Genomic DNA, 26707 nt, shown 5'->3' with positions numbered 1-26707 from the left:
GAGTTGAATAGTTATCTGCTGTTATGTCAGATAACCGAACAAACAACTGGCATCTATGAGCCAATTGTTTGTTCGTTTTTCAAGTATTTATGAGGAAAGAACGGCTTGTAATTCCTCTGCTGTACTGTTTTCAAGCTGACTTCCGACACCGACAGCCACCGCGCCTGCTTGAAGCCACTTCGGAACATCAGCTGGATGAATGCCACCCGTAGGAATAAATTCAATCTCTGGAAATGGACCTTGCAGGTTTTTCATATAGGATAAACCGAAGGAGCCGCTTGGGAAAAGCTTGAGCAAGCCGTAGCCATCTGCTTTCGCCTGCATGATTTCACTTGGGGTGAGAACCCCTGGTACATAGAGTGTGTCGTAAAATGAGAGATGTTCTCCAATCATAGGAAGATATCCTGGACTGACGATAAACTGTGAGCCTGCCTCAACAGCTGATTGTGCCTGCTCCAGTGTCGTAATCGTTCCCGCTCCTACAATGAGGTCTTGCTCCTGCTGAAAGGATGCGATGATGCGTTCAGCATTTGGCGTGGTATACGTCACTTCAATGGCACGGACCCCTTTTTTCTTTAAACGCTCAATCATTTCAATGCCTTCTGTTTCACTACCCGCTCTCACCACTGCGATCAACTTACAAGACGCGAGCTGCTTTTTAACGCTCAAACTTGCTGACTTTCCCATATCTCTCATCCCCTTTCATGTAATCCCGCCTTTGATATCGCTTGGCTTCTTTCATAAAAGCTTGAAGCTCCTCCCGGGTAGGCAGTCCATCCTTATCGCCAGGAGACATCACTGCCAGTGCCCCAACCGCATTACCTCTTGTCACGGATTTTTCATTTGATAAGCCGTCAAGTAAGCCGCTGATGACCCCCACTGCAAATCCATCACCAGCACCAACTGTATCTACGACATCCTGCACATAAAAGCCATTCACAATTCCTTGTCCGGCTACACTTTTATAAAAGGCACCTTCTGCCCCTAGCTTAATGACTACTAACTTGACGCCTTTTTGCAAATAAACATCTGCAATTTCTTCTGGCTCGTGACAACCCGTGAGCCTTTGCCCTTCTGCAAGACCTGGAAAAAACCAATCCACTTGCGAGGCGATTTGATTCACGGTCTGAATCATGTCCTCCTCCTCTTCCCATAGCTGGAGCCGAAGATTCGGATCAAATGAAATGGTTTTGCCCGCTGCTTTCATTTCTTGAAGGGCACGAATAGAAAACGCTCTCATTTCACTGGATAGGGCAGGCGGAATACCAGTCATATGAAGGTGGCCTGCCTGTTTGAAATAAGTGACGGGAAAGTCGCTTGGACTCATTGTGCTCGCAGCAGAGCCTTTCCGATAATACGTGACGTCAGGGTCTCCATCGATCACTTTTGATTTAAGTAAGATGCCCGTTTGAGACCCATCATTTGAACGGAGCACTGCACTTGTATCGACCCCTTCTTTTTGAAGCTCTTCTAAAATAAATGTGCCAAGTGAATCTGCTCCGACTTTGCTCATCCAGCCCACATGAAAGCCCAGCCTCGCCAAACCGACAGCCACGTTACTTTCTGCACCAGCAAGCGCCTTTTGGAATGTATGCACTTGATGAAGCTCCCCAACTTCCTTTGCATAAAACATCGCCATTGATTCCCCAAATGTGACCGCATCCAATGTTTTCACTCATTTCTCCCCTTTCTTGGTACCGGTTTCAAATCAGTTGAAAAAGAGAGAGCATGCACGTCTGTATACTCTTCTCTGCCTATCATTTATAAAGATTTCCTTACAATGATTTCACCATCAAGCTGAATCGTTTGGGGCGCACTTTCATCCCCTTCAAGCCGTGTCTTGATTTTTTGCATGGCTGCTTTCCCCATTTCATGAGATGGCTGGGCAACCGTTGTGATTCCAGGTCCAATCAGCTTATACCATTCTGTATCATCAAACCCTGCAATACCGATCTCATCAGGAATCTTCATCCCAAGCTCTACAAGTTCACTAATCAGCTTCAGCATGAGTAATCCATTGCCTGCTAAAATCGCTTTTTTCTGTTCGTTTGATTGTAGAAAACGGACAATCTCTTCGCGCATCTGTTCCTTTTGCTTTAAATCAATTTCTGCAATGATTGGCTTCTTATGTTTACTCAAAGCTGTCTGTTCATATGCTTCCTTTCGTTCTTCACGAGGACTGATTCCATCGACGGGCTCAGTAAAGAATGCGATGTGATCATAGCCTTTCTCATACATTTGTTGAAGCAGCCGGATTGTGATATCACGGTTGTTCGTGGTCACTGTGTCGACTTTTAGTTCAGGCAGCTTCCGGTCCACCAGAACAATTGGCACACCGTTTTTCTTAAACTCCTCCAGAATGTCATTGTTCTGTCCTGTTGTATTGATGATGAGCCCTTCAATATAATGTGCATTCAGTTTAAGGAGCATTTCCCGTTCTTTTTCTGGACGATTATCTGTGTTGCACACCATGATGCTGTATCCATATTCATCACAAATCTCTTCAACTCCGCGAAGTGTTGCCACAGAGAATGGATTCGTAATGTCGGCTACAATAAACCCAATGACCTTGCTTTTTCTGACTTTTAGTCCTTGAGCAAGCTGACTCGGACGATAATGGAGTTCCTCAATGGCCTTCTTGATTTTTTTTACCTTTTCAGATGAAATTTCATTTGTTCTGCCATTGATATATCTGGATACAGTTGATTTTGAGACCCCTGCATAAGCTGCTACTTCATTAATGGTCACTTTCGTTTGCTTTTTCTCTTTCATTCAAAAAACTCCCACAATTGATCTTCTCATTTGGTTCGGTACCGATTTCAAATAAACTTAAAAAGAGCATATCATAATTAATTGCATTTCAGAAGATTTTTTTGCTTTATGATGGCAAAAATTCGTTTAATTAGAGAAAAAGAAAGCGATTTCAAATAAACGGTTGACGGAGCTCTCTTTTTCCTCTAGAATTTTCCTTGAAACCGATACCAAATAAATATCAATATTTGTTTCAGATGGAAAGGGAGGCTTATCCAAATGGAAAATCGTTATGCTGTACATCCTGAACAGGTCAAACGTTTTACAACAGAGGAACTTCGTCGTCATTTTCATATTCCTACGCTATTTGTCAGTGGTGAATTAAAGCTCTATTACTCGCATGAGGACCGCGTGGTGATTGGCGGAGCCATGCCAGCAGCAGAGCCGATCACACTAGATGCTGGGGACTTTTTACGGACGGAGTATTTTCTTGAAAGACGTGAAATCGGGATTGTGAATGTCGGCGGACAAGGAACGGTCACTGTTGATGGTGAGGCCTTTGTGCTGGAGCATAAAGATTTCTTATATATTGGTCTTGGTCACAAAGATGTACAGTTTGCTAGTTCATCAGGAGAGCAGGCCAAGTTCTATCTAGTTTCAGCCACGGCTCATAGAGCGTACCCTACGCAAAAAGCAGCCATCGCTGAATTAACACCAAACCACTTAGGGGAAGCAGCTGCTTCCAATGTACGAAACCTGTATCAAGTCATCCATGCAGACGGCATCCAAAGCTGTCAGCTCATGATGGGAATCACTCAGCTGGAAACCAATAACACGTGGAACACGATGCCTGCTCATATTCACGATCGCCGGATGGAAGTGTATTTATATCTTGATATCGAAGAGGATGCACGAGTCTTTCATTTTATGGGGGAGCCATCTGAAACAAGACATCTTGTTGTGGCAAATGAGGAAGCAGTCATTTCACCTGCCTGGTCCATTCATTCAGGTTCAGGTACAGCGAATTATTCATTTATTTGGGCAATGGCGGGCGAAAACTATACGTTCAAAGATATGGACTTTGTCCCAATGGATCAGCTGAGGTAACGAGGGTGATGACATCATCATATGCAGCGTCCCTCTTTTCCCTTGAAGGAAAAACAGCACTTGTAACAGGTCCTGGAACCGGTATTGGGCAAGGTATTGCCGTGGCGCTTGCCCAATCAGGTGCAGATATCATCGGCACATATCATCACACACCGCTTGAAGAAACAAAGGCACTTATCGAACAGGCAGGCCGATCATTTCATGCGGTTCAAGTTGACTTTTCTAACCCTCAGTCTGCAAAGCAGGATGTCGACGCCATATTAAAGAAGCACACGATTGATATTCTAATCAATAATGCTGGAACCATTAAAAGAGAGCAGGCGGCTCACTATTCAGAGGAAGATTGGCATACGGTCATGGATGTGAATATCAACAGTCTCTTTTTCCTCACGCAAAAGGTTGGACAGCAGATGCTGAAAAACGGGCAAGGGAAAATCGTCAATATCGCCTCCCTTCTATCGTTTCAAGGCGGCGTCTTTGTCCCCGCTTATACAGCAAGCAAGCATGCTGTCGCAGGGCTGACGAAAGCTTTTGCCAACGAATGGGCGAGCCAGCATATTCAAGTGAATGCGATTGCGCCTGGGTATATTGCGACCAATAACACACAAGCCATTCGTGACGATGAAAATCGAAATGAAGAGATTCTCAAACGAATCCCTGCCGGGCGCTGGGGAAAACCTGAGGATCTAGCCGGTGCTGCTGTTTTCCTTAGCTCACCAGCTTCTGATTATATGAACGGCCACATTTTAGCTGTTGATGGCGGCTGGCTTGCGAGATAATAAGACGAGAGAATTCCTATTCGGGGATTCTCTTTTTTCTATTTGCATAATTCTCCACCTTCCGAGTCACTCTATAAAAAACATGTGATGAGGGTGAGGTATTATGAAAAGTCGCATTGAACAAGATATAGCGTCCGTCATTAAGCGTGTCAAAAGCTTTGCCGGAAGAAGTGATGATATCGTGTTCCACTCTTTTTCATTTGGTCCTTCCACTATTTCTGCATGTCTCGTGTACGTTGAAGGACTCACAGAATTTGAGATGCTTTCTAAGCAAATCATTTCACCAATGCAAAAGGAACTGGACATCACTGAGGTTGGTTCTACTACACTTTCCTCCCTTTCAAAAACGTTCTTTGGCATTCAAAGTGATGTGCTGGATGATATGAACCTTGCCATCGAGCAGTTATTTAGCGGCAAGGCTATTTTATTTGTAGATGGAGTGGATCAAGCACTTGCACTCCATACAAATCTTTTTCAATTTAGGGAAGTAGAAGAGCCGCAATCTGAAGTTCTTGTAAGAGGACCGCGGATCGGATTTATTGAGAATCTTGAAAAAAACACGGCTTTACTCCGTGAACGAGCAAACGACCCAAATCTTGTGATTCAAAAGGTGAGTATCGGTACTCGCAATAAAAAATCCGCTGCCCTTGTGTATGTTCGTGATATTGCTGATCCTAAACTAGTAAAAGATGTTCTATCACGCATGGCCGAAATCAAAATGGATGACATCCCTGAAACTGGCTATATTGAACAGTTGATTGAGGACAGTCACATCTCCATTTTCCCACAGATTCAAAACACAGAACGTCCTGACCGGGTGATTGCATCTGTGCTAGAAGGCAAAGTCTCAATTTTGCTCGATGGGACTCCTTTTGCCCTCATTTTACCTATGACACTTACAGCTTTGATGCAATCACCAGAGGATTATTATCAGAGGTGGACAAGCGCGACTCTTTTACGTTTACTTCGTTATATTGCCGTGCTGCTCACGATTTTTTTACCCGGGCTTTACATTGCACTTGTCTCTTATCATCCCGGTTTATTACCGACAAGAATGGCACTCACCATCGCAGGCAGCCGGCAGAATGTTCCCTTCCCTCCTGTTGTCGAAGCCATTCTCATGTCTTTTACGATAGAGCTGTTGCGGGAAGCTGGACTACGGCTTCCAAGAGCCATCGGACAGACAATTGGGCTCATTGGCGGGGTTATTATTGGTCAGGCAGCTGTCCAAGCCAATATCGTCAGTGCCTTAATGGTGATTATTGTGTCGCTGACCGCACTGGCTGACTTCACGGCACCGTCATATGACTTTAGTTTCCCACTGCGTATTTTGCGGTTTATGGCCATTTTTAGTTCAGCACTGTTTGGATTATACGGTTTAATCATGTGTTATTTATTTGTGCTTTGTCACTTGATGCAGTTAAAGACCTTTGGTTTTGACTATTTCACACCTGTGTTGTCTTCACCGTTTTCAGATTTAAAGGATACGTACGTTCGTTTACCAATCGGTCTATTTAAATCCAGACCAAAAACAGCAAAAATAAAAAATCTCAAAAGACAAGGAGATTAAACGATGTACAGACCTGAAAGGCTATCATTGTTACAAGTAACCATTCTCTGCAGCTCTACAATGATAGGCGCTGGAATTTTAACCATTCCACGCAGTTCTGCCAATTCAGGATACCCTGATGGCTGGATCATTGTATTAATACAGGGCGTCATCTTTGCTTTCGTTGCTTTTTTGTTGGGCTGGATTGCCGAAAAGAATGCACCAGACACCATTTTCGAGTCAAATACAAAAGGAGCAGGGGCATTCTTTGGCACAATCTTTAATTTAATGCTGATCGCCTATTTACTAGGCATTGTCGGCTTTGAGGCACGTGTCCTTGGGGAAGTGGTTCAGTTTTTCCTGCTGCAATCGACTCCCATGACCGTGATTGTGATGATTTTTTTACTCGTGGCGATCTATCATTTGAAAAGCGGTATCTTTCCAGTCGTCAAAATGGTGACCTATATTTATCCGATCACCATGGTCATTTACATAGCGCTCATGCTGTTTTGTTTAAAAATATTTGATTTTAATTATTTGCGCCCTGTGATGGCGCATGGTTTTAAAGATTTTAGTAACCTTTTCTCTCAAACCTTTATTCAATTTACAGGGTTTGAAGTGATTTTGTTTGTTGTCCCGCTCATTTATAAAGACAAATGGTCTAAGGCAAAATGGGCGGCTGCGATCGGGGTTGGAATTACTTCTCTTGTATATTCCCTCACACTCTTTATAGTGATTGGCTCCATGACCGTTGGTGAAACGAAATCTCTCACTTGGCCGACGGTTTCTCTTATACAAGCGCTTGAACTTGAAGGGGTGTTTATCGAACGATTTGATATTTTCTTACTGACGATCTGGACGTGCCAGCAGTTCATTTGTATGCTGGGCTTTTTCCAGTTTGCGATTAAAGGCTGCTTCACCGTTTTTAAAACAACCAATATAACGAGACTGTTATGGCTGCTATTTTTGATTACATCAGCACTCTCACTTTTTCCTAGAAATATCAACGAAGTCTTTTACTACTCTACTTTACTCGGCTACGCATTGTTTGCGGTTTTAGCCATTCCTTTTATTACTGCTATCCTGCTGATGATACGCAAAAAATGGGGAGGTCGTTCTACATGAGAGGCAGGCGTATACTGTTATTCTTTTTTTCCTGCTGTCTTTTCCTTCTATCAGCAGGCTGCTGGGACTTAAAGGATATTGAAAAACTATCGTTTGTACGCGGGGTTGGTATTGATGAGGAAGATGACAATGGAGTTAAGCTGACCTACCAAAACCTTGTACCGAAATCAAGTGGAACACAAGAAGCCGATTCTCCCGGCTATGTGAATGTTGTCTCCAAAGGAAAAAATGTGCTTGAGGCTGTCAGTAATGTCGCCTTGAAGGACCCGCCGATCTATAGTGATCACATGAAAATCTTCTTGTTTGGCAGAAATCAAGCAGAGCATCACGATATTCAAGGAACACTTAATCATTTTATTCGAGATGATGAGGTTCGGCGCAGCAGCTATCTCCTCGTGTCACGAGGAGATGCGTCAAAAGTCATCAATCAAAAGTTAAAGTCTCAACAGAAGGTACCGGTTGAGCATATCTTTGAAACATCCAAAAACCGAAGCTTTAACGGAAAGATCGCACCGCCAACACGTATAGGCCGGTCGTCTGATTACTTTCAGATGGGCGTTAGCTTCCTCGTACAAAGTGTAGATGTGATCAACAGTGAAATTATTTATGATGGGGCAGGAATCATACATGGGAAAACGAGAAAGCTGATTGGTTTTATCCCAGCAAAAGATGTCCAATCTTTAAACTGGGTAATGGGCCGTATCACTGGCGGCGTTGTACCTGCCACCTACAAAGGTTATCCGATCACGTATGAAATAAAAAAAGCAAAAACTAAGGTCAAGCCCTATCTGAAAGACGGAAAGGTATCCTTTAAAATTAGCATACAAACAAATGGAAAATTGTCTGAGGATCAATATCCTCCTGAAAACTCATTCGATGAGCAGTACATCAAACGATTTGAGCGTATCTTTGCTCATAAAATTAAAGAACGCATTCAACAAGCAGTAAATCATGTGCAAAAAGAAGTCGGCGTTGATCCCATATTTTTAAACCAGCAGTTCCGTATGAAATATCCCGACTATTGGGATCAGCATGGTACCGAGTGGGATAGGCTCTTCCAAGAAGCAGCCATCGAATACGATGTCAAAGTCAGCATCTTGAATTTTGGTGCAGAAGGCGCAACAAAAAGCTTTAAATGGTAATGCCAAAAGGCGGTTATCCCAATGGGGAGCCGCCCTCATACTGTTGACAAAGGGCTAAAATGATCTTGATTTTAGCCCTTTGTCTTCTTTTCAGCGTGATAGAAAACCTTTGCAGCCCTAGGAAGGACGAGCACCGGAGCGCAGACCTGACACCGAATGCGAGGGTTTGGCTACACGCTGAAGCGGTTATCCCGATGAGGAGCCGTCTTTTTTACGTACGACAATGAGAAGCTGATACAAAGTCACTTGATCAGACAACGATTTTGTTTGAAAGCCAAGTGATGCTCCTATTCTTGCCACTTCATCAAAAAACAATTGGACGTTTTGATCAATCTGTACATTGACCCGCTGCTCGATCACGCGTTCAAACAATTGGTCTGGGAAAAGCGCACGCATGGTGTTTGGTGTGAAGAACCGCATATGGGTTCGATCTAAAATTCCTACATCTTGATACGTAAAGTCCCCTGTCATCAAAGGAAGAAGCACCTCTGCATGCATCATGTTAGGCAGGCAGCAAATGATGACACCGTCTGGCTTTAAAGATGCGTGTGCTTGCTCAATGATGTGCCAAGGGTCTGACACATGCTCTAAAACATCTGAAAAAATGACCGCATCAAAAAAGGCCTCTTTCTCTGACCATGGGTATTCATCCGCATTTGCCTCAATCACTTCTTCGTAATACGCCTTTGCGACCGCTGCTTTTAATGCATCCGCCTCTACCCCGTACATCTGTACAGACTGACGATTCATTAGTTCAAGCCCGGTAGCTCCTGCACCGCACCCAACATCCAGCACACATGCAGCTTCCTCAGGGAGTAATTCCGCAAAATACGGATGAGGGGTGATCAAATTTAGATCTATGCCCCACTTAGCTAAAAATCGAAGTCTGTTCTCAGTAAACAGTGTAGAGATGTTCGTTTCTTGATTGGCATTGAAGGTAGCATGACCATGATGATGCACAAAGGAATCATGCACAATTTGCAGCTGATACCCTTGCAGTAATGAACGTAAGCAAAGATCGTCATCCTCAAATGATCCATATACGAACCGCTCATCAAATAACCCCACATCCTCGATCAGCTTTCTTTTCACGAGCAAGCAAAACCCTACAAGCCGGTGCACATAAGTTCTCTGACCTTTTCTCTTAGACGTATATTCCTTAGCAAAGGCTGGGAGCTCCTTCACATCTGTATACGACGGCTGGACCATCTGAGGGCCGCTTACATAATTGGAGACTGGCCCCACCATCCCAATCTGTTCTGATGCGAATAGCGCCTCTTTTAATGGAGGAAGCCAATTTTCCGTCACGATCGTGTCATTATTTAAAAAGAGAATGCTGTCTCCTGAAGCTTCTTTTGCCCCTTGATTACATCCCTTTGCAAAGCCTTCATTCTTTTCATTATCAATGAAAATCACATCATCCAGCTCTCTTACATATTCCTTCGTGCCGTCAGTTGACGCATTATCAACGATGATGAGTTCATATTGATCGCTGCTCGTATGCTGTTTAATGCTTTCGATACATGTTTTCGTTAAATGGAGTTCGTTGTACGTCAGCATGACAATGCTTGTTTTCCCTTTCATCTCATTTCCACCTTTCGCCCGCCTGTTCCATATGTATGTGATAGGAAGCACGTTCAGAAGATGAGGGAATGTCCTTTCTTGATTAAACGTTTGTTTAACATAGAAAAACCAGCTGCATACGGCAGCTGGCCATTGTTCACACTGTTTTCCCTTCGTCACCTGCGACGGCACGATTTCTCTTTTTTAAATCTTCTTCAATTTCTTCAAGACTTTTCCCCTTCGTTTCGGTCACCAAGTACCTCACAAATAAGAAGGCGCCTACGCCGATGACCGCATAGATGAGGAAGAGATTACTGATACCAATCGCGCTTAATAAAGCTGGGAATGTAAGCGAGATGATTAAATTTCCTGTATGAAGGAGGAAGGTCGATACACCTGTACCGATTCCTCTTACTTGTACCGGGAACAGCTCTGGAAGCATCACCCAAACGACTGGCCCCCAACTGACAGCAAAGATGACGATAAAGAGACCTAAACAAATAACGGTTGTCCATCCTGCAGCTGTCGACCCTTCGAAAAATCGGTTGACCACTGACAGGACAATTAAACTAAGGACCATTCCTGCATTCCCAAATAGGAGCAGCGCTTTACGCCCTACACGGTCAATGATTTTGATGGCAACAAACGTCATGATGACATTCACTGCACCAATTCCGACAGTGCCTAAAATCGCCGCAGAATTCCCAAAGCCAACACTTGTGAATGTTTTTGGTGCATAGTAAATGATCGTATTTGTACCGATAAACTGCTGCAGAAAGGCTAGGCCGACACCGGCAATCAATGCTGGGCGTACCCATGGCTCAAATAATTCCTTAAAACCGCCTTTTTCTTCACTTTCCGCCTTTTGAATATCTGAAATTTCTTCTTCCACTTCTTGCTTACTTTTTCTGAGTTTAGATAATATCTCCTTCGCACGATCAGCCTGTCCGTGGACAAACAGCCAGCGGGGACTTTCCGGCATAAACAAAATTCCAGATAATAAAAGAACAGAAGGAACAACCGCAATTCCAAGCATCAAGCGCCATGCCTCTGCATCCGCTAAAGCGTAGTTCACAATATAGGCTAGAAGAATACCAAATGTGATCATGAGCTGGTTTAAAGAGGATAGTGCCCCTCGTGATTCTTTTGGTGCAAGTTCAGATAAATATAATGGAACAATCGTTGTCGAGCACCCGACAGCGAGCCCTAGTACAATTCGGAATAAGACCATCACTTCCGTATTCGGGGCAAGAGCTGTACCAAATCCGCCGATAATAAATAAAATCGCTGCGGCGATGATGGCTTTTTTCCGCCCAAATTGGTCTGTCAATTTTCCAGAAAGAGAGGAACCGAGCATCGCCCCGATTAAAATCGAGCTGACGACAAGCCCCTCTGTAAATGCATTTAAACCTAAATCCTCTTTCATAAATAAGATGGCGCCAGAGATGACACCTGTATCATAGCCATATAAAGCACCGCCAAGGGCGCCGAAGAAATAAAGCCATCCATTCCGATTTTTCATGTTCATAACCCCACTTTTGTCTCTGTACTCTATGAAAAGTTATTTTCCTCACTTCCTGTCATTTCAAACATTTCGATGTTTTATGACAAATATATTTCATTTGTATATCTTTGAAACTTTTTACGAGAAGGATACGTCAATTAAGCGTTAGTGAAAAAAATGTCGCACTATATCCCGTTTTAAGGTATATTTGTTTTAGTTTGTAAGCAGAAAGAAGGACATCTTTACTATAAAATCATAGCGAGGGTTTAAAATATATGGATCAATCACGAAGTAAACGCAAAGGAAAAAAGCGTTTAAAACCATGGGTGAAAGTCACTCTTTTTATCATTAGTATTCTTTTACTGACAACTGCTTCAGTCACAGGCTATGCCTACTACAAAATAACAAATGCTGCCAAAAAGGCTCAAGTATCTCTTGATCGCGGCGCACAATCTGTGAAACGGATTGAAGCATTCGATCCAGGAAAAGACAGCTTTTCTGTCTTGCTGCTTGGAATTGATAGCAGACCGGGCGAAACAGTGAAACAAGCACGAAGCGATGCAATGGTGTTGGCAACTATTAACCGCACAAACAAAACCGTTAAATTATTAAGCATTCCCAGGGACTCATACGTTAATATTCCAGGCCACGGTTTTGATAAAATTACTCACGCACACGCATTTGGCGGTGCAGATTTAACAGTAAGTACAGTTGAAGATTTACTAGATATTCCGGTCGATTTTGTCATCCAAAGTAATTTTGTAGCATTTAAAGAAATCGTCAACGAATTAAACGGTGTTCCTATTAACATCAAGGACGATTACCTTGTGAAACAGATTAAAAAAGATACAAAAGGCAAGGTTGTGCTTCAAACTGGAACTCATACACTAGATGGTGATCAAGCGCTCGCCTATGTGAGAACGAGAAAAGCAGATAGTGACTTAATGCGTGGACAGCGTCAAATGGAAGTGTTAAAAGCCATTTTTGATAAATCAAAATCTTTAACATCTATTCCGTCATACGACAATATCATTGATACACTCGGTGATAATGTGTCAACCACCCTTTCTATGAAGGAGTTAGTCGGTCTTTTCCCGCTTTTAACTTCATTGAAATCGGTTGATACTATCCAGCTTAAAGGATCTGATTACCAGCCAAACGGGGTTTATTATTTCCAATTGGATCAAAACCAGCTGAACGAAGTGAAGACTGAATTGAAGAAGCAGCTTGAATTATCATAAATAGAAGCGTCCCTTTGGGGCGCTTTTAGATTTTTGACAAAGGGCTAAAATGATCTTGATTTTAGCCCTTTGTCTTCTTTTCAGCGTGATAGAAAACCTTTGCAGCCCTAGGAAGGGCGAGCACCGGAACAGAGCGAATTTGAGATTCGTGAGTACCGGAGCGCAGACCTGACACCGAATGCGAGGGTTTGTCTACACGCTGGAAGCGTCCCTAAGGGGCGCTTTTTCTTATTTCCTTGATCATTCGCTCATTTTTGTTTAGCCTTGATAGTGAGGAATCAACCATCCTTTTTTTATGAGAATGAAGGAAATCGTACATACTTTGAAGAGGCTATTGCATGAATGAAGGAGGATTTGACAGCGATGAAAAAAATGATTGCGATTGATCTAGACGGTACACTTTTAAATACAAAAAGTGAAATATCCGCTCAAAACCGAGAGGCATTGATTCGTGCGAAGGAAGCGGGATATATTGTGACCATCTGTACAGGGCGGGCAACTTTTGATGTAAAGGAGCTGCTTGGCGATTTGGACATCCCCATTATTGCGGCAAACGGCGGGACTGTCCATACAGAAGGATACGAGCTTTTCAGCCGAATCACATTGGACCAAGAAGCGGGCAAGCGCGCTGCTAAGGCATTAGTGGAACGAAACATTTACTTTGAAGTCTATACGGACGATGCTCTCCTCTCTCCTTACGATGGAAAAGAGAAACTAAAAGCAGAATTTGATCTGATCGAAAGCGCAAACCCAAATGAGGATCTCGCTGATCTATGGGAAGGAGCCATGACGCAATTTAAACAATTTGGCATCAAACCAGTGGATGATATCCGTCAAATTTTTGAGTCGAATGAACCGACCTATAAATTACTCTGTTTCTCGTTTGATATGAACAAACTGACCGAAGCACGAAATCTTCTGGCAGACATGCCCGAGCTTTCATTGACCTCGTCTGGAAAACATATTATTGAGGTACTGCCAAAAGAGTCTGGAAAAGGACATGCCCTGAAAAAACTCGCAGCCCATTATGGTGTAGACCGCTCACATATTTATGCAATTGGTGACAGCCCAAACGACCTTTCTATGTTTGAAGAATCAGGCCACCGCATTGCAATGGGGAATGCGGTTGATGTCATTAAAGAAAAGAGCACTTACATCACAAAAGGGAATCATGAAGATGGTGTCGCTTATTTTATTGATCTTCTTTTACAAAATCAATTCCATGAAAAAAAGACGCTTGTCTGATCAGCGCCTAGAGAGAAGTCGAGAAGTCCGATACAAGTATTGATCGGGCTTTTTCTTTATTTTTTGATTCTAACAGCCGTTTCATATTTGTCCTTCCAGTACGTACTTGTTTTCATATTGGTTAAGACAACACCGTTTGAGACAGTCACATGAATGACTTGATTTGATCCTGCATAAATTGCCGGCATCAATGATGTCCCGCTAAAGAAGACAAGATCTCCCGGCTGAAGCTCAGAACGTTTCACAGGCGTACCTGCTTTGACTTGACCTGATGCATAGCGAGGCAACTCAATGCCAAGCACTTCTTGATACACGTACTGCGTGAACCCTGCTGTATCAAATCCTTGTTTTGGGTTCGTACCGCCTTTGACATAAGGGACTTCGCCAATATACGTAGCAGCTTTTGATACGATAGGGTCCTCTTTCGAAAGCTCCAGATCTGTTAATCGTTTGGCACCTGTCCATTTTTCGCGCCAATACGATTCAGACAAATAAGAAATTGTCACACTTTCAGAACGGCTCGCATGAATAAAGCGATCGCCTCCAATATACATACCTACATGAGAAATTCCTGGCTTATATGTGTTGCTAAAAAAGACAAAATCCCCAGGGCGAATATCGTCTAATGCCACTTTTTCTCCAACGGTCCACTGCTGTTCAGCACTTCGAGGTAAATAAATACCAAGTGATTTTTCTAATAAATACTGTAAAAATCCTGAGCAGTCGAATCCAGTCTTTGGATCGGTTCCTCCAAATACATAAGGAATACCTAAATAGGTCATCGCATCTTTCACAAGAGGGTCATCAGAAATGTCTTGTGTGCCGGGCAAGCGTTTGACCGCATAAAATCGATCAGTCCAATATTTGCTTTTGCTGACATCCGTTTTCACCACACCTTGACTAAGCGTAATATGGATGACCTGATCGTTCCCCGCGTACAACGCCACATGTGTTGGGATATCCTTCGTTTCTTCAAGACTTCGGAAATACACAAGGTCACCGGGCTGCGCTTTCTCCCATGATACCTTTTTTCCAATCTGATATTGGTCAATTACCTTCCGCGGCAAATCAAATGTTTCGGAGGTCTTGTATACATATTGAATAAACCCAGATGCATCAAAGCCCGTTTTTGGATCGGTTCCTCCTTTATGATAAGGCGTTCCAATCAGCTTTTCCGCTTGCTCCAAAAGAGATGGTGTTTGAGCAGATACCGCTGGTTGAGACATGAACATCAGCCCTACAAGCGCACACCCTCCGATCAACATTCCTTTCCATTTCATGATCCTTTCCCTCCTATCTTCTATAGTTTCGGCATGACACCATTCATTTTACACCCTTTTTCGACAAAAAAAGAACACGCGATGTGCGTGCCCTTTCTCCTATTTAGGTTATTTACCTGCTTCCGCTTTTGACTGCTTTTGCTGTTCAATTTTCTGCATTTCAACCGAGATCTTTTGTTTTTCGTGATCTGTCAGACTGTCACTAAATTTAAAAGCAGACATAAAGACAAAGACTAAAATTAACGCAACAAACGGCCAGCTTGCTTTTAGGAATTTCATTTCTTCTCTTTCCCTCCGTTTTCTTTTAAGTTTTTAACTTTATCAGCGTGATCTACTTCAAAGAAAATGTGTCCGTCTTTTTCTTTCCAATCCGCATTCGTTCCATTGGTCAGCATACGGATAATCGCTTTTGATTCAAGAGATCCTGCTTTTACTGGAGCAGGTGTTGCTTCTTTGATGTACATTGGGACAACTTCAAATGTCGCTTTTCCATCTTCATTCAGATGATACTGAACAAGTGCAGAATCACGTGTTCTTGACCAGCCTTGGTCAAAAATAAAGTTTCCTAGGCTATAGAAAATCGCCGTTCCATTATAAACTTCCATCGGTTCAAGGACGTGCGGGTGAGCACCGATAATGATATCAGCACCGGCCTTAGACATCGCTCTTGCCAATTCTTTTTGTCTGTCGTTTACTTCATTGTTGTACTCCTGTCCCCAGTGAGCATGAACAACGACGAGATCTGCCTTTTCAGCAGCCTGCGAAATCATCGGAATAAAGATAGATGGATCGGCTGGCAGAATACCCGCCTGGCGATTCGTTGCTTTGAAATCTTTCCCATACACATCTGTAAAACCAAGCGTTGCAATTTTGACACCATTTACTTCTTTGTATGAAATGTTCTGCTTCGCATCTTGGAGGTTACGACCTGCACCTGTATAATCCATGTCAGTTTGTTCAAAGGCATCGATTGTATTATTCAGCCCTTTTTCACCATAGTCTGCCGCATGGTTATTGGCAAAGTTTAAGACAGAGAAATTTAAATCCTTCAATGCTTGGACAGAATCTTCATCTGTTTTTAAATGAATATTCTTTTGGGCTGCCTGTTCTTTATCTGATGCGACTGGATGCTCAAAGTTTCCTGTCACATAATCTGACACATCAAAATATGGCTTGGCATAGCGAAAGAGATGCTCTTTACCATAGCGTTCTGTTACTTTCTCTACGTTTCTTCCAAACATAATGTCACCGACAAACGAAGCGGTCAGGATGTTTTCTGGATTCTTTTGTACAGTTGGCACTTGTGCTTTCCCGATAAACGTAAATAGAAATGTACAAGCAATGACGATCGGTAAAGCAATGAGTACGTGTTTATTCGTCTTTTTCTTTTGGTTCTTTGTGATTTTCAGCAGCTTTTCCTGAAAGCTCAATTTTTTATTCATCATTGGACACACCTTATCTTAAAATAGATAGTAAACATACATGATGGCAAATGTTGCACCACTTAGAAGTAACGTGCTTCCAAGGGTAATTGTAAGACCTTGCTTTTGAATCGTATTCGCAATCAATCCAGGGACGATGATTCCAATTCCGCGGAATTCTGCTATTTCAAATGGGACCACTGGATAGAAGAAATCAAATATGAGTTTTAAGGCAATCCCTGTAATCAGCATCGCAGCAAACTTTCTGCGTCCGTATAAAATCATGAATTTTGATAAGCCAAAACGAACGATCACATACGTAAGCAAGCTGACAGATAAGACGACTAAAATGAAGACTGGCTGGTTAAATACGAGCGCCAGATAACCAGGAACAACAAGTCCAGCTGGTACGATTCCTGTTTTTTCTGCAAAGATTAAACTGAGTAGAACACCTAAAATTAACGAGATATAAAGATCTGATCCGAACATTTTCTATATTTCCTCCTAGCTGACAAGCTGCTTAATTTTGTATTCTTGAATTTTTTCGATTAACGGTTCAGCGGCACCATGGATATTGCCGACTCCATAAACCACTCGATTATGAAGCTTTTTCTCAAGCATATTCATAATTTGTTCTGTAGATTGATATTCAAGGTTGTGTAAGTGGTCAGCCGGAATTTTCCCTTCCTCATATGCCTTCACAATTGGATCTGTTGTTTCACCAATTAAGACAAGGTCACTTGCTTCAATATAAGGAAGTACATCCTCCGCAAACTGGATCGTTCTATCTACTCGATCCGCACGGCAATTCATAATAATAATCGGTTCATCTGTTGGATATCCAATTTCTTTCACACGCTTCCAAATGTTCAATGTAGAGGATGCGTCATTTGCCGCAAATCCATTTACAAAGTGTCCAGGTGTTTTCGCGTCCATTAATGGAAGAATTCTCATCGCTCCTGGATCAGGTGGCGCATTTAACATTCCTCTGAATGCCGTATCTTCATCAATCCCTAATGCTTGGGCAACACCAAGTGCCAGTGAAGCATTATCTGGGAAAACCATGTACTCAAATTTCCGCAAAAACTCATCAGAAATCTTGGAATTATCTGCAACAATGACTTCTGTGTTGCGTTTTTTCGCAATCTCTTTAAAGAAATCCGTATATTCACTATCCGTAATAACCAAGTGTCCATTGTAAGGAATTGTCGCTGTAAAGGCTTCTGCTATTTCATCAAGTGTTGGCCCCATGACGTCCATATGATCTTCAAGAACGTTTACGATTACGCCAATGTTTGCTTGAAGCAGCTCTTCCTGAAAGATAATTTGGTAATCTGGATTTACCGCCATACATTCACTGACGATGGCATTTGCTCCTCTTTCAACTGTTTCTCTCATAACTTCCTTCTGCTCTCCGATATTCGGTCCTTGCGGTTTCCTTTTAATCGGTTTCTCCTCTGGCGTATCCCAATAAATCATTCTTGCATCCGTTCCCGTTGTTTTACCGACAGTTTTATAACCTGCCTCCATTAAGATACCGGTTGTCAATCTTGTGACGGTAGACTTTCCGCGAATACCATTAATATTGACGCGCACCGGCAGGGCATCGATATTTTTCTGATGACGCTTCTTTTCAATAAAGCCAATCCCTAACATGATGACACAGGCTATAACGATTAACCACATCGCTTATCTACATCTCCTTTTTTTATGAGTGTGATATGTAAATTCAATCAACAGTATATAGGTTCAGCATAAAATCACAATCGGTATTATGTAACATAATCTTTCACTTCCTCGTATGCCAAATTCCTCTAATCAAAAGGCTTTTTTGCCTACCTATCCTTTAAATGAAAAGGCCAAAAGACGGACAAAAATCAGCCTGAATTTCTGCTGAATTCAAGAGAAAGCGTTAACATCAATGATCCGAAAATCTTTTGTCCTTTTCTCCCTAAATTTTTCGACAATTATTAAGATGTATTTTGAATCAATGTTTTAAAGCCTTTTATTCTCTATAACACCAGTCATATCAGCGCTTTAAATAAATAGTGCGTGTTTTGGAATGTTTTATATTTTTGAACGAACAGGTTAGAAAGTCATTCTCATTGGTCAGATTGCTGTGTGTTGACCTATGACAAAGGTCACCTCTAAAAAAATCAAGTCATCTGCTTATTTTTAGGTCACGAAAAATTGGGATAAGATGTAAAACCTTGATCATTTAGGTGTACCTTCTCTTTACGAGATTCGCACCTTATGACCTAAACAATGAAACATTATTCATTTGTTTTTATCAAGATTCATCATTTCTTAACATTTTTAATATGAATTTAGTTGAAAGTTGTCAGGTCATGTCATGCTTTCCCCCAAGGTGACGAATAAAATTCGCATCTTCGCTTACACTATGGTTAAAAAATCTGTGAGAGGAGGCTAAAGATGCCAAACACCAATGAGCAAACACGCCTGCATTTTTTATCAGGCAGCTTCGAGGAAAAAATCCGGATCCTGAAAAAAACATTTCAGCAAAGCGGTGATTTTGAATACCGAGAATTAATGGTGAATGAGACGAAATCTGCGCTGCTTTTTATTAAAACAAGAATAGATGAAGGAAAACTAAATGATTTCATAATCGGCAACTTGTTAGGCTCTCCTGGAAAGCAGGATTATACAAAATCTCTTAGCACACTTGAAACAGGCGACTTGACGCTGATCACAGACAGTATTATTGCAGGAAGTATTGCCTTTCTGGATGAAAACTCCTCACAAATTAAGCTATTTGCTGTTGGACAGCCTCCGCTGCGCTCTATTTCTGAACCTTCTTCTGAAAGTATTATCGCAGGCGCACATGATGGATTTGTGGAAAGTCTTGATACCAATATCTACTTACTGCGTTCCCATTTAAATGATCGGAAGCTCGCCATTCAATATCATAATATCGGTACAAAATCGGAAACAAAGCTTGCGACGGTTTATATATCTGATATTGCCAATCAAGAAAAGGTCGAAGAGGTCAACAGACGGATTTCTTCTATTAAAGTAGACACACTGTTAAGTCCTGGCTCTATCGTTGAGGCAATTGAGGATGATTCATTTTCTATTTTCCCGCAGCTGATTGATACAGAACGACCGGATAAGGTGAGATCTGCGATCCTTGAAGGCAGGATAGTCTTACTCATGGATGGCAGTCCAATGGCCATCATTCTGCCTATCACATTCTTTAGCTTCTTTCAGTCACCAGATGATTATAACAGCCGCTGGATTCCTGCTACGTTTATTCGCATTTTGCGTTATCTCGCCTGCTTCATCGCAGTTATATTGCCATCTTTTTATATTGCTGTTATTGCGTTTCATTATGAGGTTGTCCCAGATGAACTAGCCATTACGATGAAGAACTCTATCATCGGAATTCCCTTTCCTCCATTGATAGAGGCCATGCTGATGGAGATCACGATTGAACTTATACGTGAAGCCGGGGTGCGTCTCCCTAAACCAATCGGTCAAACGATTGGGATCGTAGGTGGTTTGGTCATTGGGGATGCGGTGGTACAAGCAGGACTTATCTCGAATGTCCTAGTCATTGTAGTTGCTGTGACGGCTGTCGCTTCGTTTGTACTTCCGTCATTTGAAATGACAGCCACCATCAGGATGCTTCGTTTCCCGCTCATGTTTATGGCATCAATGTTTGGATTTATTGGCATTTCATTTGGGCTCGCCATTATGCTCATGAATTTATGCCGTTTAGAATCACTAGGGGTACCATATTTATCACCTGTTGCTCCATTTAACTGGCAGGACTTAAAGGATACGGTGATTCGACTCCCAATGTGGATGTACAAGAACCGACCTGTTTATTTAAATCCGCAGAAGAGTAAACAAATTGAACAACTGAGAGGGTGGAAAAAGAAAGATGAAAAATAAAATATCTCCACCTCAAGCTGTTTTTTTTATTATCCAATCTCAAATTGGTGTTGGAATTTTAGCGCTCCCCCATTTACTGATGAAAGACATGGGACACGATGGCTGGATGGCGATAATTGTCGCGTGTTTTTTTATCCAGATCATCAATACCATTTTTCTTTATATCATTTACAAGTATCCAGAAACGTCATTTTTCCAAGCACTGATTGAGGTCTTTGGAAAATGGATTGGACGCGCCTTGGTCGTGCTCTATACGGTATATTTTGCCTCGGTTTGTATTGTTGTCCTTTCTATATTCACAAGGATTCTTGGTATATGGGTGCTCCCGCTCACACCAAACTGGGTCATTAACCTTTTACTGATGATATGCATTATCTATATCGCAAAGGAGCAAATTACAGCCATTGTCAGGTTCAACTTTATCTTAACTCCCTTTTTACTCATGCTCTCTTTATTGATGTTCTATGCGTTGAAAGGAACCAACATTGATTACCTCCTTCCTTTTTTCCAAACGGATATCTCTCAATTTCAGCTTGGATTGAAGGACGTTGTGTTGTCATTGAATGGATTTGAGATGATTTTGATCATCTCTCCACTAATGAAGGGCACCATTAAGGAACGATATAAAGTAATGACCATTTCAAATATATGCACAACACTTTATTACCTATTTATTACTATAATTTGTTTTATGTTTTTCAGCCCGGCTGAGCTTGATGTGATTCCAAATCCTGTTTTGTATCTATTAAAAACCATTACGTTCGGAGTTATTGAGCGGACGGATTTAATTTTTCTAAGCTTTTGGGTCTTTGTCATTCTAGCGACACTGAGTAATTATCTGTACTTTTGTGCAAATGGTGTGTCGAGTATGCTGAAGAAAAAAAGTCATAAAAAATATGTCTACTATTTCGCCATTTTGATTTATGCTGTCAGCTGTTTTCTTTCAACTGATAACTTTAGAATTCAGAGATTTAATGACTTTACCACCGTTGCACAATATTCATTTATTTACACACTTCCGATCATTATGGCCGTTATTATCTTGATCAAACATCGTAAAAAGAAGGTGAAATCACATGCGTCATAAATACATGTTGACACTGCTTATGTGTGTTTCCCTCATTCTCATGCCTGGCTGCTGGGATCAAAACCTATTAAAAGACATCTCTCTCGTTTTAACTTCAGCTGTTGATCAAGGAGAGGATGACAATGCGAGATATTCGATTACCTATCGAAAGGTGCAGCAGTCTCAAAGTATGCAGCAAGGAAATTCTGGCAGCTATTTAACCACTGTTCTCACAACTGATGCGCCAACTTTAAGAAAAGCAAGAAGCAACTTTAGCCGGAGTGTAGACCAAAAAATTGATATGTCGAAAATGCGTGTGCTGCTGATCGGTGATGAATTTGCCCAAAACCGGCTGCTTCCTTACTTAGATATGTTTTACCGCGATCCGAAAAGCCCTTTGCTCGCAAACTTGGCAGTGGTGCAAGGCGGGAGCTGTGTGGACTTAATCAATTCTCTGCTCAAGGAAAAACTCATTGTAAGCGACTATTTAAACAACTTGATCACTTCTGCAGCACGCTCCTCACAAGTTTCACCTAAGAACATCCAAAATGTCCGCTCAAAAATGCTGCAAACCGGTGAGGACTTCACACTGCCATTACTCTACTATGATAAGTCAAAAAAGCTAACGAGTGTGAGGGGAGTTGCCTTATTTGATAATGAGAAAAAGAAAGGTGAACTCTATGCCCAAGATGCCATTCTGCTCACCATTATGGATGGAAAAATGGGCAGTTTTGCAAACTTCACGAAAAAAGTAAGAAGTGATATGAAATTAAAAGAGAACAATTACATCACCGTTCAAGTAACCGATTCAAAGAGAGACATTAAAATCGTCAATCCTGATCACCGAAACTTAACCTTCTCTCTTGAGTTTGAATTCAACACCTCTGTTCTTGAATACCCGAAAGACAATTTAGATACAGATAAAAAAATTGAAATGTTAAATAAAAGGCTATCAGCTATCTTCACAAAAGACGCTGAAAAAGTTATTGCCGCCCTGCAAGAAGCGAATTCTGACGTTCTCAGCCTTGGCAGAAAATATCGGGTAAGACACTATGATGAGTATATGAAAATGAACTGGGTCACCGATTATCCGAAGGTGAAAATCATTCCAAAAGTGAAAGTGAACATTACACAAACAGGTATTATTAGTTAAGAAAAGGAAGAAGTCATCTTTCTTTTCTTTTTTTATTTTTTTTAGATTGTCATTTTGATTCTTTCATGATAATCTATGTGTGTAAACGGTTACACATTCATGAAGGGAGGCTCTCCATTGGCTACCATTAAAGATGTTGCAAAAGCTGCACAAGTATCTGTTGCCACTGTTTCACGCGTTCTCAATGATACTGGATATGTCCATTCAGATACGAAAACCCGCGTGACACAAGCGATGCAGGAGTTGAACTACTTTCCCAATGAAGTGGCTAGATCCCTTTTCAAAAGAGAATCACGCCTAATCGGCTTAATCTTGCCTGATATCACAAACCCCTTCTTTCCTCAGCTGGCTAGAGGTGTTGAGGATGAGATTCATGCGCACGGTTTTCGATTATTATTCGGGAACAGTGATGAGAATCGAGAGAAGGAACTGGCCTACTTACAAACCTTTAAACAAAATCAAGTGGTCGGTGTCATCGCAGTCACAAATGAACCTGAATCAGATATATACAATGATGATGATTTACCTGTTGTGTTTTTAGATCGAACCGTTCCACATGCACCTTCTGTTTTTGCAGATGCTGCAGCTGGCGGGAAAATGGCCGCGATGGAATTAATTAGACGCGGCAGCCGGCAGATCACACTGCTAAAAGGACCTGCCCATCTGCAAACAGCTCGGCAGCGATTCAAGGGCGCACTCGATGTTCTCACGGATACAGGTGTCGACTTTCATGTGATGTCTAATGCTTCCTTTTCCTTTCAAGAAGCCCGAAAAAGCGCCAAAGCCCTCTTCCAGCTGTACCCTGAAACAGATGGGATCATTGCCAGCAATGACATCGTCGCAACAGCGGTCATCCATGAAACGCTTCGTATCGGAAAAGCCATTCCAGGAGACGTTCAAATCATTGGATTTGATGATATTCCGCAAAGCGAGCTGCTTTTCCCTTCCTTATCGACCATTAGGCAGCCCGCCTATGAGATGGGGAAAGAAGCGGCACAGCTGTTAATCAAAGCGATTCAGAAACAACCGATAGATCAGCCAGTTATTCAAATGCCCGTCTCTTTTATTGAACGAGAGACCACAAGAAAGGTGGATTCACAATGAGTCATATTGTTGTAGTAGGAAGCTGTTCAATGGATTTAGTCGTCACATCAGATAAACGGCCAAATGCCGGTGAAACGGTTTTAGGCGAATCGTTTAAAACGGTCCCAGGCGGAAAAGGGGCCAATCAAGCAGTCGCAAGTGCCAGACTTGGTGCAGATGTATATATGGTCGGCCGAGTTGGTGATGACGCTTATGGTCAGGAAATTCTCAGTAATTTACAAACACAAGGTGTCCGCATCTCATATATGAAACCGGTTACCGAAATGGAGAGCGGCACAGCTCATATCATTTTAGCAGAAGGTGATAACAGCATTGTCGTGGTCAAAGGGGCAAATAATGAGGTCACTCCTGACTATGTAAATGAGGCTCTTTCTACAATTGATGATATCGGGATGGTTCTTATCCAGCAGGAAATACCTGAAAAAACGGTCGAAGCGGTCTGCGCCATTTGCAGTGAAAAGGAAATACCTGTGATTTTAAACCCTGCACCAGCTCGCAAAGTATCGCAGCAGGTTTTAGATCAGGCTGCTTACATTACACCGAATGAACACGAAGCTGTTCTTATGTTTGATGGTCTGCCAATTGAAGATGCCTTGCGTCATTACCCTAACAAATTACTAGTCACAGAAGGGAAAAATGGGGTTCGATATTTTGATGGATCGAAAGAAGTGTTAGTTCCAGGTGTACCTGTCGAAGCAGTCGATACAACAGGAGCTGGCGATACCTTTAACGGAGCCTTGGCTGTCGCCCTAACAGAAGGCAAATCCCTCTATGACGCACTTGCCTTTGCCAACCTTGCAGCATCAATGTCCGTCACAAAGTTCGGCGCACAAGGCGGCATGCCAACAAGAGAAGAATTGGAGAAAAAGAAATGAAAAAAAACGGCATCCTAAACAGCCATATCGCCAAGGTGCTTGCTGACCTTGGCCATACAGATACAATCGTCATCGCAGACTGCGGCCTCCCTATTCCAGAAGGTCCAGTCAAAATCGATCTAGCATTATCAATCGGCACACCGTCCTTTCAGGAGGTCACCTCCCTCCTTCTTCAGGAAATGGCTGTTGAAAACATGACTGTGGCTAGTGAAATCAAAGAGGCCAATGAACGAGATCACTTATTTCTTAAGAAAGCGTTCTCAAAACCATTACATGAAGTAGACCACGAGACGTTCAAAGACATGACCAAACAGGCAAAAGCAGTCATTCGAACGGGTGAAGCTACCCCATACGCAAACTGCATTCTTCATGCCGGTGTCATCTTTTAAAAGGAGGAGCCAGATATGAACATAGAGATGCATAACATCCATAAGGCTTTTGGGAAAAACACCGTTCTCTCCGGGGTCTCCTTTGACCTCGTCACAGGCGAAGTCCACGCACTCATGGGTGAAAATGGTGCGGGAAAATCAACTTTAATGAACCTGCTTACAGGTCTTTATTCTTTAGATCAAGGAACGATACAAATCGACGGAAAAGAAACCGCTTTCAAAAATCCGAAGGAAGCGGAACAGCACGGCATCGCCTTCATTCATCAAGAGCTCAACATATGGCCGGATATGACCGTCTTGGAGAACCTATTCATCGGGAAAGAAATCTATACGAAGCTTGGGCTGCTAGACACAAAGAAAATGAAGGTCCTCGCCCAAACGCAACTGGACCGATTGTCTGTGAATCTCTCGCTTGATCAAGAGGCAGGCAGCTGTTCTGTTGGACAAAAACAAATGATTGAGATTGCAAAGGCATTAATGACCGATGCGAAAGTCATCATCATGGATGAACCGACAGCAGCTCTAACGGAACGTGAAATTGAAAAGCTCTTCCAGGTCATTGAATCTCTCAAAAAAGAAGGCGTTTCCATCGTCTATATTTCTCACCGTATGGAGGAAATCTTTGCAATCTGTGACAGGATTACGATCATGCGTGATGGAAAAACGGTCGATACGAAAGCCATACCTGAAACGAACTTCCACGAAGTCGTCAAAAAAATGGTCGGCCGTGAATTGACAGATCGATTTCCCGAGCGAACGCCTTCTACAGGAGATATTGTCCTCGAGGTGAAACAAGCAACGAAAAAAGGACAATTTCAAGATATCAGTTTCTCAGTTAAAGCTGGAGAAATCGTCGGTGTTGCAGGCTTAATGGGGGCTGGCCGGACCGAAATGATGCGGTCACTCTTTGGCCTTGATCCTCTTGACCAAGGAGAAATCTGGGTTCACGGAAAAAAGGCTGTTATTAAAAAACCAAGTGATGCTGTCAAGCTCGGTATCGGCTTTATCACAGAGGATCGCAAGGATGAAGGGCTTATGCTTGATGCATCCATCCGAGAAAACATCGGTCTGCCAAACTTAAAAAGCTTCTCTCCAAAGGGACTGATTGATAAGAAAAATGAACAGGATTTTGTCGACCTGCTCATCAAACGACTGACGATTAAAACGGCTTCCTCTGACATTTCTGCCCGAAGCCTGTCTGGTGGAAATCAGCAAAAAGTCGTCATCGCCAAATGGATCGGCATACAGCCAAAGGTCTTGATTTTAGATGAACCGACACGAGGTGTCGACGTCGGAGCGAAACGAGAAATCTATCAGTTAATGAATGAACTGACCGATCGAGGCGTTGCCATTTTAATGGTCTCCTCTGAACTCCCAGAGATACTAGGGATGAGCGATCGAGTACTCGTCATTCATGAAGGAACCATCAGCGGAGAATTAGACAAAACAGAAGCAACACAGGAACGAATTATGACACTAGCTACAGGAGGGAAGTAAC

24 protein-coding genes are annotated in these 26707 nt (G+C 42.3%); 14 read left to right on the top strand and 10 right to left on the bottom strand.

The window, feature by feature from the left end:
- Positions 1 to 87 precede the first annotated feature (87 nt).
- The 3 genes from C9414_RS02205 to C9414_RS02195 all read right to left on the bottom strand — a co-directional run bounded on the left by C9414_RS02205 (position 88) and on the right by C9414_RS02195 (position 2772).
- On the bottom strand, positions 88 to 687 hold the full coding sequence (locus C9414_RS02205; RefSeq protein ID WP_107162969.1) for a bifunctional 4-hydroxy-2-oxoglutarate aldolase/2-dehydro-3-deoxy-phosphogluconate aldolase: 600 nt from the start codon (positions 685 to 687) through the stop codon (positions 88 to 90).
- The gene (locus C9414_RS02200) at positions 659 to 1675 is read right to left on the bottom strand and encodes a sugar kinase (RefSeq protein ID WP_107162968.1); all 1017 of its coding nucleotides are present in this window, start codon (positions 1673 to 1675) and stop codon (positions 659 to 661) included. The genes C9414_RS02205 and C9414_RS02200 overlap by 29 nt, the downstream gene beginning before the upstream one ends.
- Positions 1676 to 1761: 86 nt before the next feature.
- Positions 1762 to 2772: a LacI family DNA-binding transcriptional regulator gene (locus C9414_RS02195; RefSeq protein ID WP_039181927.1), complete on the bottom strand. Its 1011-nt coding sequence runs from the start codon at positions 2770 to 2772 to the stop codon at positions 1762 to 1764.
- A gap of 258 nt (positions 2773 to 3030) precedes the next feature.
- Here C9414_RS02195 and kduI point away from each other — a divergent pair, with 258 nt between their 5' ends.
- The 5 genes from kduI to C9414_RS02170 all read left to right on the top strand — a co-directional run bounded on the left by kduI (position 3031) and on the right by C9414_RS02170 (position 8453).
- Entirely contained in the window at positions 3031 to 3858 is an 828-nt protein-coding gene (gene kduI, locus C9414_RS02190; protein WP_107162967.1) for a 5-dehydro-4-deoxy-D-glucuronate isomerase, read from the top strand.
- An 8-nt stretch (positions 3859 to 3866) separates the two neighbouring features.
- Positions 3867 to 4637, top strand: coding sequence for a 2-dehydro-3-deoxy-D-gluconate 5-dehydrogenase KduD (kduD, locus tag C9414_RS02185; RefSeq protein WP_039181933.1), 771 nt, complete (start codon positions 3867 to 3869; stop codon positions 4635 to 4637).
- A gap of 103 nt (positions 4638 to 4740) precedes the next feature.
- Positions 4741 to 6207, top strand: a complete 1467-nt coding sequence (locus C9414_RS02180; RefSeq protein WP_107162966.1) for a spore germination protein — start codon at positions 4741 to 4743, stop codon at positions 6205 to 6207.
- 3 nt (positions 6208 to 6210) lie between these two features.
- Positions 6211 to 7311, top strand: coding sequence for a GerAB/ArcD/ProY family transporter (locus tag C9414_RS02175; RefSeq protein WP_039181939.1), 1101 nt, complete (start codon positions 6211 to 6213; stop codon positions 7309 to 7311).
- Positions 7308 to 8453 (top strand): Ger(x)C family spore germination protein, encoded by a 1146-nt coding sequence (locus tag C9414_RS02170; RefSeq protein ID WP_107162965.1) that lies wholly within the window; start codon positions 7308 to 7310, stop codon positions 8451 to 8453. Before C9414_RS02175 ends, C9414_RS02170 begins: the two co-directional genes overlap by 4 nt.
- A gap of 186 nt (positions 8454 to 8639) precedes the next feature.
- Here the strand turns inward: C9414_RS02170 and C9414_RS02165 are convergent, their stop codons facing one another.
- Both C9414_RS02165 and C9414_RS02160 read right to left on the bottom strand, forming a co-directional pair.
- On the bottom strand, positions 8640 to 10037 hold the full coding sequence (locus tag C9414_RS02165) for a bifunctional glycosyltransferase family 2 protein/class I SAM-dependent methyltransferase (protein ID WP_107162964.1): 1398 nt from the start codon (positions 10035 to 10037) through the stop codon (positions 8640 to 8642).
- Positions 10038 to 10173: 136 nt separating this feature from the next.
- Positions 10174 to 11538 (bottom strand): sugar porter family MFS transporter, encoded by a 1365-nt coding sequence (locus C9414_RS02160; protein ID WP_107162963.1) that lies wholly within the window; start codon positions 11536 to 11538, stop codon positions 10174 to 10176.
- A 257-nt stretch (positions 11539 to 11795) separates the two neighbouring features.
- Here C9414_RS02160 and C9414_RS02155 point away from each other — a divergent pair, with 257 nt between their 5' ends.
- Together C9414_RS02155 and C9414_RS02145 are read left to right on the top strand one after the other, a co-directional pair.
- A complete protein-coding gene (locus C9414_RS02155; protein WP_047202510.1) occupies positions 11796 to 12761 on the top strand; it encodes an LCP family protein in 966 nt (321 codons plus the stop codon).
- Between the two features lie 363 nt (positions 12762 to 13124).
- Positions 13125 to 14006 (top strand): Cof-type HAD-IIB family hydrolase, encoded by an 882-nt coding sequence (locus C9414_RS02145; protein ID WP_180272449.1) that lies wholly within the window; start codon positions 13125 to 13127, stop codon positions 14004 to 14006.
- A gap of 56 nt (positions 14007 to 14062) precedes the next feature.
- Here the strand turns inward: C9414_RS02145 and C9414_RS02140 are convergent, their stop codons facing one another.
- From C9414_RS02140 to pgsB, 5 genes are all read right to left on the bottom strand, one after another.
- Positions 14063 to 15286 carry a C40 family peptidase gene (locus tag C9414_RS02140; RefSeq protein ID WP_107162962.1) on the bottom strand — a complete coding sequence of 408 codons (1224 nt, stop codon included), beginning with the start codon at positions 15284 to 15286 and terminating at the stop codon, positions 14063 to 14065.
- A gap of 108 nt (positions 15287 to 15394) precedes the next feature.
- Positions 15395 to 15565 (bottom strand): extrachromosomal elements maintenance protein EdmS, encoded by a 171-nt coding sequence (gene edmS / locus C9414_RS20105; RefSeq protein WP_087976066.1) that lies wholly within the window; start codon positions 15563 to 15565, stop codon positions 15395 to 15397.
- On the bottom strand, positions 15562 to 16728 hold the full coding sequence (locus C9414_RS02135; RefSeq protein WP_039181959.1) for a CapA family protein: 1167 nt from the start codon (positions 16726 to 16728) through the stop codon (positions 15562 to 15564). Before C9414_RS02135 ends, edmS begins: the two co-directional genes overlap by 4 nt.
- 18 nt (positions 16729 to 16746) lie before the next feature.
- The gene (pgsC, locus tag C9414_RS02130) at positions 16747 to 17196 is read right to left on the bottom strand and encodes a poly-gamma-glutamate biosynthesis protein PgsC (RefSeq protein ID WP_007497520.1); all 450 of its coding nucleotides are present in this window, start codon (positions 17194 to 17196) and stop codon (positions 16747 to 16749) included.
- 15 nt (positions 17197 to 17211) lie between these two features.
- Positions 17212 to 18393 carry a poly-gamma-glutamate synthase PgsB gene (gene pgsB, locus C9414_RS02125; RefSeq protein WP_039181962.1) on the bottom strand — a complete coding sequence of 394 codons (1182 nt, stop codon included), beginning with the start codon at positions 18391 to 18393 and terminating at the stop codon, positions 17212 to 17214.
- A gap of 747 nt (positions 18394 to 19140) precedes the next feature.
- On the opposite strand from pgsB, the gene C9414_RS02120 reads away from it, so the two are divergent.
- From C9414_RS02120 to C9414_RS02090, 7 genes are all read left to right on the top strand, one after another.
- Complete coding sequence (locus C9414_RS02120; RefSeq protein ID WP_107162961.1) at positions 19141 to 20622, top strand: spore germination protein; 1482 nt, start codon at positions 19141 to 19143, stop codon at positions 20620 to 20622.
- A complete protein-coding gene (locus C9414_RS02115) occupies positions 20612 to 21709 on the top strand; it encodes a GerAB/ArcD/ProY family transporter (protein ID WP_047202513.1) in 1098 nt (365 codons plus the stop codon). The genes C9414_RS02120 and C9414_RS02115 overlap by 11 nt, the downstream gene beginning before the upstream one ends.
- Entirely contained in the window at positions 21699 to 22841 is a 1143-nt protein-coding gene (locus tag C9414_RS02110) for a Ger(x)C family spore germination protein (RefSeq protein WP_107162960.1), read from the top strand. The genes C9414_RS02115 and C9414_RS02110 overlap by 11 nt, the downstream gene beginning before the upstream one ends.
- A gap of 117 nt (positions 22842 to 22958) precedes the next feature.
- Entirely contained in the window at positions 22959 to 23945 is a 987-nt protein-coding gene (locus C9414_RS02105; RefSeq protein ID WP_047202515.1) for a LacI family DNA-binding transcriptional regulator, read from the top strand.
- A complete protein-coding gene (gene rbsK / locus C9414_RS02100) occupies positions 23942 to 24820 on the top strand; it encodes a ribokinase (protein ID WP_047202516.1) in 879 nt (292 codons plus the stop codon). Before C9414_RS02105 ends, rbsK begins: the two co-directional genes overlap by 4 nt.
- Positions 24817 to 25209 (top strand): D-ribose pyranase, encoded by a 393-nt coding sequence (gene rbsD, locus C9414_RS02095; RefSeq protein ID WP_039181978.1) that lies wholly within the window; start codon positions 24817 to 24819, stop codon positions 25207 to 25209. Before rbsK ends, rbsD begins: the two co-directional genes overlap by 4 nt.
- Before the next feature lie 15 nt (positions 25210 to 25224).
- Positions 25225 to 26706, top strand: coding sequence for a sugar ABC transporter ATP-binding protein (locus tag C9414_RS02090; RefSeq protein ID WP_047202517.1), 1482 nt, complete (start codon positions 25225 to 25227; stop codon positions 26704 to 26706).
- Position 26707 lies beyond the last annotated feature (1 nt).

It is taken from the genome of Bacillus sp. Nf3 (assembly GCF_003028545.1).
In the GTDB taxonomy this organism is placed as follows: Bacteria; Bacillota; Bacilli; order Bacillales; family Bacillaceae; genus Bacillus; species Bacillus safensis.
The sequence above is the reverse complement of the archived record's forward strand: the minus strand, read 5'-3'. Positions and strand labels throughout refer to the sequence as shown.